The sequence below is a fragment of the Rossellomorea sp. FS2 genome, assembly GCF_047915635.1.
GTDB lineage: Bacteria > Bacillota > Bacilli > Bacillales > Bacillaceae_B > Rossellomorea > Rossellomorea marisflavi_A.
In genome coordinates, this window is sequence record NZ_JBLRVS010000004.1 from 613,313 (window position 1) to 625,228 (window position 11,916).

The 11,916-nt window shown below is 47.8% G+C and carries 16 protein-coding genes; 7 read left to right on the forward strand and 9 right to left on the reverse strand.

The window, feature by feature from the left end; all coding sequences use genetic code 11:
• The first annotated feature begins 104 nt into the window (after positions 1-104).
• Positions 105-554, forward strand: a complete 450-nt coding sequence (locus tag ACNA6I_RS14080; RefSeq protein ID WP_416313603.1) for a hypothetical protein — start codon at positions 105-107, stop codon at positions 552-554.
• 183 nt (positions 555-737) lie between these two features.
• On the opposite strand, the gene ACNA6I_RS14085 is transcribed toward ACNA6I_RS14080, so the two are convergent.
• Complete coding sequence (locus ACNA6I_RS14085) at positions 738-1,091, reverse strand: DoxX family protein (RefSeq protein ID WP_252265870.1); 354 nt, start codon at positions 1,089-1,091, stop codon at positions 738-740.
• Positions 1,088-1,459 carry a DoxX family protein gene (locus ACNA6I_RS14090; protein WP_252265869.1) on the reverse strand — a complete coding sequence of 124 codons (372 nt, stop codon included), beginning with the start codon at positions 1,457-1,459 and terminating at the stop codon, positions 1,088-1,090. Before ACNA6I_RS14090 ends, ACNA6I_RS14085 begins: the two co-directional genes overlap by 4 nt.
• Before the next feature lie 129 nt (positions 1,460-1,588).
• Here ACNA6I_RS14090 and ACNA6I_RS14095 point away from each other — a divergent pair, with 129 nt between their 5' ends.
• Positions 1,589-1,951: a winged helix-turn-helix transcriptional regulator gene (locus ACNA6I_RS14095; protein ID WP_252265868.1), complete on the forward strand. Its 363-nt coding sequence runs from the start codon at positions 1,589-1,591 to the stop codon at positions 1,949-1,951.
• A 40-nt stretch (positions 1,952-1,991) separates the two neighbouring features.
• Here ACNA6I_RS14095 and ACNA6I_RS14100 read toward each other — a convergent pair whose 3' ends face one another.
• From ACNA6I_RS14100 to ACNA6I_RS14120, 5 genes are all read right to left on the reverse strand, one after another.
• Entirely contained in the window at positions 1,992-2,372 is a 381-nt protein-coding gene (locus ACNA6I_RS14100) for a hypothetical protein (RefSeq protein WP_416313604.1), read from the reverse strand.
• 45 nt (positions 2,373-2,417) lie between these two features.
• Entirely contained in the window at positions 2,418-3,074 is a 657-nt protein-coding gene (locus tag ACNA6I_RS14105; RefSeq protein WP_416313605.1) for a hypothetical protein, read from the reverse strand.
• 422 nt (positions 3,075-3,496) lie between these two features.
• Positions 3,497-4,180 (reverse strand): zf-HC2 domain-containing protein, encoded by a 684-nt coding sequence (locus ACNA6I_RS14110; protein WP_416313606.1) that lies wholly within the window; start codon positions 4,178-4,180, stop codon positions 3,497-3,499.
• The gene (locus ACNA6I_RS14115; RefSeq protein WP_367034947.1) at positions 4,177-4,662 is read right to left on the reverse strand and encodes an RNA polymerase sigma factor; all 486 of its coding nucleotides are present in this window, start codon (positions 4,660-4,662) and stop codon (positions 4,177-4,179) included. Before ACNA6I_RS14115 ends, ACNA6I_RS14110 begins: the two co-directional genes overlap by 4 nt.
• A 691-nt stretch (positions 4,663-5,353) precedes the next feature.
• Complete coding sequence (locus tag ACNA6I_RS14120) at positions 5,354-5,887, reverse strand: dihydrofolate reductase family protein (RefSeq protein WP_367037620.1); 534 nt, start codon at positions 5,885-5,887, stop codon at positions 5,354-5,356.
• Positions 5,888-6,008: 121 nt separating this feature from the next.
• On the opposite strand from ACNA6I_RS14120, the gene ACNA6I_RS14125 reads away from it, so the two are divergent.
• The 4 genes from ACNA6I_RS14125 to ACNA6I_RS14140 all read left to right on the forward strand — a co-directional run bounded on the left by ACNA6I_RS14125 (position 6,009) and on the right by ACNA6I_RS14140 (position 9,734).
• Entirely contained in the window at positions 6,009-6,950 is a 942-nt protein-coding gene (locus ACNA6I_RS14125) for a helix-turn-helix transcriptional regulator (protein ID WP_416313607.1), read from the forward strand.
• A gap of 196 nt (positions 6,951-7,146) precedes the next feature.
• A complete protein-coding gene (locus ACNA6I_RS14130; RefSeq protein WP_416313608.1) occupies positions 7,147-8,322 on the forward strand; it encodes a hypothetical protein in 1,176 nt (391 codons plus the stop codon).
• Positions 8,323-8,353: 31 nt separating this feature from the next.
• Positions 8,354-8,683, forward strand: a complete 330-nt coding sequence (locus ACNA6I_RS14135) for a hypothetical protein (protein WP_416313609.1) — start codon at positions 8,354-8,356, stop codon at positions 8,681-8,683.
• Between the two features lie 217 nt (positions 8,684-8,900).
• The gene (locus ACNA6I_RS14140; protein ID WP_159644646.1) at positions 8,901-9,734 is read left to right on the forward strand and encodes a YitT family protein; all 834 of its coding nucleotides are present in this window, start codon (positions 8,901-8,903) and stop codon (positions 9,732-9,734) included.
• Between the two features lie 17 nt (positions 9,735-9,751).
• Here ACNA6I_RS14140 and ACNA6I_RS14145 read toward each other — a convergent pair whose 3' ends face one another.
• Positions 9,752-10,333, reverse strand: coding sequence for a DedA family protein (locus ACNA6I_RS14145; RefSeq protein WP_416313610.1), 582 nt, complete (start codon positions 10,331-10,333; stop codon positions 9,752-9,754).
• Positions 10,334-10,498: 165 nt separating this feature from the next.
• Here ACNA6I_RS14145 and ACNA6I_RS14150 point away from each other — a divergent pair, with 165 nt between their 5' ends.
• On the forward strand, positions 10,499-10,750 hold the full coding sequence (locus ACNA6I_RS14150) for a hypothetical protein (protein WP_416313611.1): 252 nt from the start codon (positions 10,499-10,501) through the stop codon (positions 10,748-10,750).
• A 169-nt stretch (positions 10,751-10,919) separates the two neighbouring features.
• Here ACNA6I_RS14150 and ACNA6I_RS14155 read toward each other — a convergent pair whose 3' ends face one another.
• Positions 10,920-11,597: a hypothetical protein gene (locus ACNA6I_RS14155; protein ID WP_416313612.1), complete on the reverse strand. Its 678-nt coding sequence runs from the start codon at positions 11,595-11,597 to the stop codon at positions 10,920-10,922.
• Positions 11,598-11,916 lie beyond the last annotated feature (319 nt).

Below are 11,916 nucleotides of genomic sequence, written 5' to 3' on the forward strand. Positions count from 1 at the left end.
GACGGGTCTTCTTTCAACTTTATGAACTTTTCACAAATACGGTATGGATAAGCACCCTGCTCTCCCTTCCTTCATAAAGTGATAAGAAGCTGGGAGGGATTGCTGTGAGTAGTACCCCTTTATTCATTGTTACCGGACTCAGCGGAGCAGGGAAGACAAAAGCATCCAAGGTGTTGCGGCGATTGGCACAGAATTTCTACGTGTTCGACATGGACAGCCTGGTTGAACACAAGGATTTTCAAAAAGCTGCATCTCAATGGCTGACCATCGCTCGCTACAACAGCATCAGCAATAAGGCAATAGTTTTATTCGGCCCTGTCCCAAATCCGTATAATATTGAAGAATGCCCCGACTATAAAGCCTTCTCTACTGTCCATACCGCCTTACTTCACTGTGATCTGGAAGACAGATATGCCCGTTTGAAGGAGCGGGGCAATATCTGGCTGGAAGAGAATATCAGGCTGACCATCGAAGAGTCGGACCATATATATAAGAAGGCCGTGACCGATAACATGCCCATCATTAACACGTCCCGTCATTCTGTTGAGGAGTAGCTAAAGGGTTATTCTACTGGGTGGAGAACATCCTGCATATCCTCAACGGGAGAAAATCGTGACTCAGGGAAAGGCGTTCCATAATAGAAAAGAGCCAAGGATAGGCTCCTCGGCTTTTTGGGTTGCGTTGCTCTTTTGGGATCATCCTTTTCCATGGACTAGAATGACTGCACTAATGAAAACTCAGAACCTTCCTATCGCCACGATTAGCGCCAGGATCAACAACACCACATTCATCCCGATGGCCTGATTTTCTTTTCTGCTGCCGTGGAAGATGGCCGCGGCCAGCATGATGATGGCGATACCGATGGCTGCAAGGGGCGTGAGGATCGGAGCAATGCCCAGAGCATATGGGAGGATCAGGCCGATGCCCCCGAGGATTTCGGCGGCACCGACAAAGAGGACAAACCCCTTCGAAGAATCCTTGACCCAAGGCATCCCCTCTTTTGCCTTGTCATATTGGAAGGTTTTCATCGAACCGAAGAGGACGAATGCCGCTCCGAGGATGATCTGGACGATCCATAGGAAGATGTTCATGCTGCCGCCACCTCCCTCGTTTTACGGTGTCCGAAGAAGACGACTGCCGACAGGATCAGAAGCACTAGGGGCGTTGCTGCCACCCCGATTCCCTGTCCGGCAATCAAGTGCGTGAACGCGGCACCAGTCATGACCACCATCAGCACCGCGCTAAAGAAAGCCGCGAGCCCTTTCTTCCAGAACCCGATGATCAAGCCAATCGCAGCCACAAGCTCGATCGCCCCCACCATATACATAAAGCCGGTTCCGTATCCATATACATCATTGAATGCCTCCACCTGCATCGGGTTGGCACTCAGTTTCATAAAGCTAAAAAAGATGAATCCTACTGCTAAAATTCCTTGAATGATTCGAACGGTCCATTTCATCGTTCTCATTCCTCCTTGTTTCAATTTACGTCCTACGGTTATAATAATCTGCAAGATGAACCTTTGGAAGTAGGCACATGAATGTGCCGTGGTATCGTCGAGGATACCTAAAGATAGGAGGAATGCACATTGGCACACGAATGCGACGGCAAACGGCCGGAAGGGACGATCGAAGCGGCCCTCGAGATCCTCGTGGGGAAATGGAAGCCCGTCATCCTGTTTCATCTCATGCATAAAGGGACGCTCCGCTTCAGCGAACTGCAGAAGCTCATCCCCGACGTGACGAAAAAAATGCTCACCAGCCACCTGCGCGAACTCGAGAACCATGACATCATCCACCGCAAAATCTACGCCCAGATCCCGCCAAAGGTCGAATACTCCATGACCGACTACGGCAAAAGCCTCGAACCCCTCCTCATCTCCATGCACGAATGGGGCCAGGCGCACCTGGTACATCTGGATGAGGTCTATAAGGGTGAAGAGCAGGCTTGACTGAATAGGAAACGCCCGGGGAATAATCCCCGGGCGTTCTTTATGCCTTGAAAGCCTGTTGTTTCTCTCGCCTTTTCCACTCCATCACCCAAAAAAGGATTGCCTGAGGAATCAGGTTCAGCACCCCGACCACCACGACCATCCGGCTACCCCACAGCGGTTTGAAGTACCCGTCCCACGCAGGATCCTCAGCCATCCCGCTGTTGAAATAAAGGGACACCGCCACCATAAGGATGTTCCCGATGATCAGGTAAGGAATATAGCTGAATCGCTGACACACATAAGCCAGGACGAGTGTCACCGCGATCATGATCCCGTACCCCGTCAACAAGCCACTCGTGAAATCTTTGTACATGGCATAATAGGCAAACGGAAAAGCGTATAACAAGACTATGACGATTCCGATGATTTGTTTTTTCATCGCTGTTTCCCTCTATCTTTTATTTTTATTTCGAGCGAGAATGGCTCACTTCGCACCGGAAGCCGCCGCTTCAACTACCCCACAATCCTCATACCTCTTACATTTTTTCTTTAGGTGACTGATGAACGGCTCCGGATCGTCCATATAAATGAACACTTTCCCCACCGGCTTTTTCTGTCCAAAGTAACCAAGGGAATTCACCGGTTCTTTCAAGATGATTTCATATTTCAGTTCATCCACCATCCCGAAGACGCGGGTAAAGACTCTCGGAAGCATGCAGACGTGGAATACTCCCTTTTCGTGGATCATACTTCCCCTGCTGTCATACTGGATCCTCGCCGGCTGAATGGTAGAGATATCTCCAATATCCATGACCAATGATCTCCTCACACCGACCTTCATGATGACTTTATTCCCATCCAGTCTAAGAGGAGAATGCCTCGCCAAATGATAGTCCCCCAGCATATACAGGATACTGTAGAAATGGAGCACCAACAGGATATTGGCCCTGATCGGATCCGTCTCCTTCAGATAGATATGAAAGACGACCCCTTCGATCAACTGCTCATGAAGAAGGGCGATGAACAGCCAGAAGTAATTCGAACCTTTGTGGAAAGGATAACAGCCTACCGATTCCCGCTTCCCCTTCCATTTGAAGACCGCATGATAGAAAACAGACCATTCCTTTTTCCACAGTAGCAAAAAGGGATTCTGCTCAATGATCCCTTTCCTCCAGTAAATAAAAAGGACAACAGATACTATAATCACTACTGCAAGTAAAATACAACCCGATACAATCAAAGGACCATCCACCGCCATCACCCACACCCATTTATGTCATTATCATCCATTTTATTATACCATGCCCCAGGCACGGCAGCTCAAATAAAAAACGCCATCCCTATTGGAATGACGCTTCTTCCCGAGTCTTGCTTATTGGCTTCCAATGCACAGCTAAAAGAATGCAACGGTTCCGAAAAAGATGGCACCAATCAGAAGGTTCCTCCTCCACGTGATCATCCGACCATTCATGTACGTTTGATGGTGCGGGCCATGTACCCGCCAGATCATTAAGATTATGGTCGCCTCTCAAAAATCCTTTTTGGAATTCCCTTATAAAAGGACTATTCCATACCGAATCGTTCCAACACGCTCTGATCCGTTTTTGGCAGCTCCATGCCTTCTTTCCAGATTAGCTTGCGATCATCGGGGGTTCCGAAGTAGATGGCCTCTATCTTCTGACCCTGAAGCTCTTCCTGCTCGGCTACATCAACAAACTCATCGTCATCTTCAAATGCATAGGGTAAAGTTGATTTCTCCTTGATCACCTTGCGTTTTGCCGTCACATAAAAGGTTCCATCATTCCTTAAATCGTATTTCAATCTCGAAATCCTATAGCCATCATCCACATTCAGATGAAAGAAGATCTTCCCGTCCGCTTGGCTTACCTTGCTGATCTCGGCATCCTCCGTCCCGACACTGACCACATCCCATTGGAAAAGTCCTGCATACGTAAGGACCAGACAACAAGCGAGCAGTGCTGTGACAAGCATCCCCTTCCAAAACGACCGCTTCCTCCCCTTCTTCCACGAGGACGCGATTCCCTTCATTACACGGTCATCGCTATTCCGATCAACCGTCACCTTCTCCTCCACCGGCAACCCGGCACGCATCCGCTGAAGCTCATTCCTGCACGCTTCACATTGGCTAAGATGCCCCTCCACAAGTGTCCGGCTCTCCTCACTGCACACGTCATCATGATATAGGGGCAACAGGTCTTCGATGACCCGGCATGGTACGTCCCTCATACCTCTTCCTCCTTCAACCGATCCTGAATTTTTTGCCGTGCCCGGTGATACGTCACCCTGGCCCAGCTCTCCGTCTTGCCGAACAACCCGCTGATGTCCCGGAAGGAAAGCTCCCCGAAGATCCGCAGGGTGAACACTTCCTTATACGGATCTTGAAGGGAGTGCAACACCTTATGGACCCGCATCGCCTCTTCCCGATTCTCCATGAGCCGCTCCATGACCGCGTCCCCGCTGGACTCGACCGCTTCTTCCGGAACCAATCGCTTCTGCTTTGATAGATGGGTAAAGTATGTATTCTTCGCGATCTGGCACAGCCACACATTCATCTTGCACTGCCCCTTGAAGCCATCGATCGCCTTCAGCGCCTTGAAAAACGTCTCCTGCGTGATCTCTTCGGCCAGCTTCTCATTGCGGCTCATGGACAGGATGAATGCATACACTTCCCGGAAGTGCTGATCATAGATCTTCTCAAATTCTGTCACCCGGCTGCCTCCCTTCTGTTGTATGACCTGGTTGGGGTGGATTCGTTACAGGATTGAATAAAAAAAGTGGTGGTGATTCGCACGTTCCTATATTCATCAGGTATATTATCGTTTTTAAGCAGGTACACGCCCCATATAATACGGTGACTGAGCGGAACTCGTCAGGATCATTTCAGTTCACTCGTGAATCCCGAACCGGGTATTTGCTACTTTTTTAGGATACTAGCGAAAGAACTCGTTTCTTTTCAAGCAGGATGGGAATATCAGCGATCACAAAGTGTGATTTCCGTCTATATTCGGTCAGTGACAGCATTCGACATACTTCGCACCCACTTTTGCCGCTTTTGCCCCATTTCCCCCTTAACCAACGTCCCCGATTCCGTTCCCTGCATGAAATACTTGCGAATTCAAAAAAAATATTTGCGGAATCTTTGATTCTATTTGCGATAATCAGAAATGTATTTGCGAATGGGCTTTTCACTGATTTTTACATTTGCGAGATACACAGAATTCATACGATTGCTGTCCTTTATTTGCAAACAAGACAGTTTACTAGCTACCAACAAAAACCTTTCATCCAGCACACGCCCTCCTAAGTATATAATTACAAGTCCCCTTGAACATAGAGGGTGCCACAAAAATTCCACACAAAAAAAGACAGCCCATCCCATGAGCTGCCTCGAATCCAAATCTACCTCTTCACTTCATAATGCAATTCCACAAACTGATTGAACGACTGCGTCCCCTTCAGAGTTAGATTCAGACTGCGATCACCTTCCCTAAACAACGGAATCCCGTTCCCAAGAATCACCGGCGCAACGGTGATGATGAATTCATCCACCAATCCTTCCTGGATGAACGCATCTAGCAGTTCCCCACCGCCGACGACCCAGATGTCCTTGCCCTTTCGACTTTTTTGTTCCTCTACAAACGACCGGACATCACCATTCCGATAGCTCACATGTTCCGTATCCTCCCAAGAGGAACGGGAGAACACCACACATTCTTTCCCTTCATACGGGAATGCTCCCATCTCCTGATTCATGACCCAATCATACGTCTTCTTTCCCATCACTACTGTATCAACGGTGTCGTAGAAAGCGGAAAACCCATTGTCCCCTTCGCCCTCCACCTGGAAAAGCCACTCCAATGACTCATCTTTCGTCGCAATATACCCGTCAAGGCTACATGCAATGAAGACAACCACCTTACGATCCTGATGCATCTCATCTTCCTCCTTTTCATAATCGATACATTCAGTATACGATTAAAACATGACATCCTTTGTCATATTAATACTGACTAGTTTAACCAAAGGGGCGGATGGTATGAGAGCGGATCGATTGATGAACATCATGATCCTATTACAGAACCGGGGCAAGATGACAGCGAAAGAACTGGCGGATGAGCTGGAGGTGTCGGAGCGGACGATCCTCCGGGATATGGACGCCCTGACGCATGCGGGGATCCCGGTCGTATCCGAACGCGGGAAGGATGGGGGATGGCGCCTGATGGATCACTTCCGCAGCCGCCTGAGCGGATTGACCAGCGCGGACATGACCTCGCTCTTCCTTTCCCCCTCCAAGGAACTCCTTGAAGATCTCGGGCTTCATTACTCCCTCGATACGCGGCAGAAGCTGTTTGGGGCCATCCCCGACACATATCGTGAAGAGGCGCAGGCCATGTGGGAGAAAATCCATATCGATTCAGGCACATGGAAACCTTCCAGCGAGAAAGCCCACGCCCTCGCCGTCGTGAAGCAGGCACTATGGGAAAATAAAAAATTGTTCATCCGCTACGGACGCACAGAAGGGGACATGAAGGAACGGATCGTGAACCCATTGGGCCTTGTCGCAAAGGGAAGTACGTGGTATCTGGTGGCAACCCGGGACGGGGACATCCGTAATTACCGGGTCTCCCGGATTGGCCAAGCGAGCCTGGAAGAGGAGACGTTCGAACGCCCTCCCCATTTTCACCTTCCCGATTACTGGGAACATTCCAAGGCGTCCTTTGTGAAGAATCTCCCCGCCTATGACGTGGACGTATGGCTTCACCCCCGTATCATAGGAAGGATCACCTTCACCGGCAAATTCGTGAAAGTAGTGAAGAAAGATCAGCCCGCAGACAACGGATGGATCCCCGCCACCCTTCAGTTCAATGATGAGCGGGAAGCCATTGAATTCATCCTTGGCTTCTCCGATCAAATCAGGGTTGAATCCCCTCATCTGAAGGAAAAAGTACTGGCGGCAGCACAGGCAGTCATTACGTTTTACCAAAACGAATCCTGATCCTGATTAAAAAGGATCGCCTCTCGCCCGGGCGATCCGTTCATCTATCCAGACCAGCAAGCATCGCTCATTTCCTCTGAAAAACAACTCCCATGGCAAAGAAACTGCAAAACATATTGACCACTACAACCCAATTAATTACACTTATAGAAACAATTGTATCAAAAGAAGCACCATGCAGCGGAAAGGGGAAAATATGAAATACATACTGATAATAGCCAGTGCGCTCTTCCTGCTAGTCGGATGCAGCCACAAAGAGGAGGTAAAGAGAGAATCCCTCGGAGAAACCCGCAATCCGCCAGACACTTCCGGTATCTCCCCTGTTTCAACGAACGAGAATCCAGCCACCACGAGCGAGCACCTTCTTTCCATTTCAAAGGATTCCATCGACCATCTAGCACCTGACTCCTATCATCTTACCCATTCTTCGTGTCCAAAGGGATTAGTCGCACCTTCCTATATTACGGACCAGTCCATCTTCTATGTGCATGACTCAAGCAGCGAGCAGCCGATTGATCAGATCATTGCCTTTTCCCGATCAAGCGAGACATGCGAGGTTCTATATGAAGCAACGGAAGGTATTGATTCTCTCGTCGGAATCGATCAAACGCTGTATTGGACCGAGTATGATACAAGGCGCACGTCCGATGTCAGCTGGACGATCCACGCATTGGACCTTGATACCGGGAAGGTCCAGACGATTCACGAAGGAGAGAGTACAAATGAAAACCCCACGCCTATCCTGACGACCAATGACCAGGCCCTGAACTGGATCCAATACGAAGTGAAGGATGACCGCGTGATTTCCCAGGTGATCAGCTATGATACGAAAACCAGTGAGGTCAGAATACTTGTGACGGCGCAATTAAACGAAACCAAAAATCCGGACGGAGACTATATCCTGGAGCAGAAAAGGACAGCGAATAGCCTGCTTCTCCATAAAGCCATCTCCAAAGACGGTGAACGGATGCTCACGCTGGAACGGGTGGCAGACAATGAGAAGAAAACCCTCCTCACAGATGAGGGAATCCTGAATTTTGATGGGATGGATGATCGTTTTGCCTATACATCTGACGAAGGATTAACCATCGTAGACGGCGGAAAAGAGGAAACCTACAGGTTCAAGACAACCTCAAGAACCCCGTCGGATGCCGCTGTTTTTGTCAATCCGCACACGGTCGCCTTCAGAGATCGCGCAGAAAACGTTTATCTCGCCGATCTGGATACGAAAACAGCTCTTGCATTACGGCGTGATGGGTTTGGCCACACGGCATCAAAGCCCATATACTTCAACAATACTCTCTGTTTTGCCGTTTTACAGGTAGAAAGCCCGGATGAATCCGTCACGTTCTATACGTATAAGATGAAGTAAGCTTCAAGAGTTCATGAAGGAGGAATGTCACATGCCGAATACACTTCCACCCTGGTTTTGGATCGCCTATTACCTATTTTTGGCCGTCACCATCGGGGTTGCGATCTACAACGTTTTCACCCGAAAAGAAATATTGTCCCTCCTCACCATTTGGGTAGCCATCACGGTTCCCATCGTTTCTCTTTTTAATAGCATCGTTGCACCGGCGGAACTGAATGAATTTCAACACCTGGTGAGCGAACTGCAGCAAGGGTCGCTTTGGGCCTGGTATGCCTGCAGTGGTTTCTTGTTCCTTGCCGTATGGTGGATCATGTTACTTCTGAAGATTATTGCGCGTCAAAAAAAGATCGTCACCCGCTAAACCATGTCATGATTGGCCCCATCGTCGGGGTCTTTTTTGTGCCTACCCAGCCGATAATCCCCTCAAAACTGGATATACTACCAGTTAAAGTAAGCCCCTTGCTTAAAACGTTCCCTTCCATTGAAATAAGCACGCCGAACCGGCTGAATCACCTTTCCCCCGCCCCATCCTCTGTGCTATAGTATTCTGGTATTCAAACGGAACGGAGTGATCACATATGAATTCGACAGCTAAAGAAATCACATTGATTATTATCGGATCCCTGTTCTTCGCGCTTGGGGTGAATCTGTTCGCGATTCCGAATGAGCTCGGCGAGGGAGGCGTGACGGGGATCTCCATGACCCTCTACTATGTATTCGGCTGGTCACCGGGCTTCACGAACTTCGTGATGAATGGCATTTTGCTCGCCATCGGCTATAAAGTATTGAATAAACGCGTGACGTGGTACACGCTGCTCGCAATCTTCTTCACCTCAGTGTTCCTCCACTTCACGGAAGAGATGGGGCGCTCCCTTGATATCATGCTCGGTACGGTCTTTGCCGGTGTGTTCATCGGGATCGGTCTCGGCCTTGTTCTCCGCTCAGGCGGTACAACGGGCGGATCCACGATCGTTGCCCGCATGCTCAACCAGAAGTTCGGCTGGGCCGTGAGCACGAGCATGTTCGTGTTCGATATCCTCGTCGTGATCGGATCCGGGTTCGTCATCGGGATCGAGAACACGATGTACACGGGGATCTCGATTTACATCAGTACAAAGATCCTCGATTATCTCATCGACGGCTTCGATACGAGGAAGGCTGTCACCATCATCTCGCCCCTCACCGACGCCATCGCCGAGAAGGTGAGCGCCGAAATGGACCGCGGAGCTACAATCATCAACGCCCGCGGCCACTACTCGAAGGAATCCAAGGATATCCTGTACGTGGTCATCAATAAGCAGGAGCTCTTCCTACTGAAAAAGATGATCCAACAGATCGACGATAAAGCATTCGTCGTCGTCCATGATGTGCGCGATGTATTCGGTGAAGGTTTCACCTTCCCGAAAACATAATGAAAAACGCCTGGAATTTAGAATCCAGGCGTTTTTTCTATGATTTCTTCTTTGTGGAGCTTCCGTCTCCACCTGAGCACGATGAAGCCAACAACGAGCACGACGATCGTCATCACCAGTGGCAATCGGTCAAGCAACAACCCCACTACGAATTCCACCCCGACCTTTTCATCAAACGTGTATACAAGTCCGGTCCACACCCCCGTGTAGATCGATGAGGCGATGAGCGTTGCCGTCACATATTTCCTGAGTGGCATCCGCATGATGCCCGCCACATAGTGGATCGGATGACGGATCCCCGGCACGAAAAACGATACCATCACCGCCCAGAATCCATAGCGGGACAGCATCTTTTCTGCCTTGTTCAACCACTTCGTCGACATCCATCTATTGAATAATGGAATGCTCCGGAAGAACATCCCCACCACATAAAACCACAGGAAGGCCACGAAGACCATCCCCCACGACGCCAGCCAGACACCATACGGATTCACCCCGTCCGCCGCCCAGATCCCGAGGCTCGATAGAAGGATCACCTCATCCGAGATCGGCGTAAACATGATGCCTGCCGCAAGCCTGAGCAATTCAATGATCTCCATAATGCACCTCCCCCTCCGTTCATTGATACCTTCATTATATTCACGGAACCTTAATGTTTCAGGTGGGAAGTTCTTAAGAAATCTTAAGGAATTCGCTCGACCCTCCACTTTACCAATATCTACATATGGTATAATATGGGCATAACAAAAGAAAGGGTGAATCACATGAAACTTTTCCTTCAATCCATTGCTTTCTCCATCGCCATCCACATCCTTTATTTCTTAGGAACCCTAGTCGCAGGTTTCATCAATACGAGGAACTACACGCCCAACTTTGAGACTGCAGGATCCCTAACTTCAGATGTTGCATTCGGTACCACCGCGTCACCCCTACTGCTTCCCGTCACTTTCATCTGTTTCGCCGTGATCGGTGGAGCCCTCATCACATTATTCAAGAGCAAATCGGAGGTCTACTGAGGAATGTAGAATGACGGCTACTCCATCGGGTTTGCGGCTTGATGGTCTCGGTTTTCAAACGTTGGGTACTCATTACCCTGTAAACAAAAAAGAACCTCCTCATGGGGAAGTTCTCAGGCTGTCAAGAACGTCTCGACACCTGACTAAGATACTATGACCGTTATCACATTTATCTTTCTTTATATGTTTTGTCTAACAAACTTCGAATGAAATGTGGGCTATTTTTAAAATCTACATCTTTACTGTCATAAGTAAAACGGTCAATAATACTTCTTTCATATTGCCTTTTAACTTCAGAAAAATCCCTCTCTTTTAACTCGTTCTGTGTTAATTTTTTTTGAGATAAGTTAATATACTCCTCGATAATGCCTGCATTCTTATTGTCGACAAATTCAATTCTAACTCTGTAGTAGCCGACTTCCTCTTTTTCTATGCTATAAATCAAATTCAGTATTTTTTTGGTATAATCACTTTTATCATAGCCACGCTCAACAGGGATTGAGATTACAAAAGAAGGATTTAGTTTGTTTATTTCAATTTCCTTCCCCCCGTCTCCCCCAAGATCCCCATTATATGCAGTCGTAATATAATATTTTGTATTTACACTCAGCTCACTTAAATTTTCTGAAAATAAATTTCTCACAAATTTCTCTTCTAATAATTTTGAATAAGAATCTTCATAATTTGTATTGTTACTATCTCTAGAAACTATAAAAACCATCTCATTATTGGAAATCGGATTTGCTCTAGCTTGTATTAATTCACCTGCTGCAAAACCTAGATTGAATGTTTGAATTTCTCCTATTTCAAACTCTTCCTTATATTTCTCTTTTAAGTAGTCTTTCATCGTTGATTCTTCTGATGTTGAATTCTCAGACGAGATATGTCCTGCAATAAATAAGAGAACTATCAGTATTAATATAGAAAAAACAATCCACAAATTAAATTCAAATCGCTTTACAAACGACAGGATAAGCACCCTCTTATTCGAATATCGTCATGCATGATTACTTAACACTCTTCCGCGTTGGAGTAACTTTTAGCAGAGGCACCATCCAGCACAGCATTATTACAAACAACTTTTTTAAATCATGTAACTTTCTCAATAATACATTGGTCACTAGTAAAGCCAATTATTGTTATTTCAGCGTTTCAATGGATTGGCT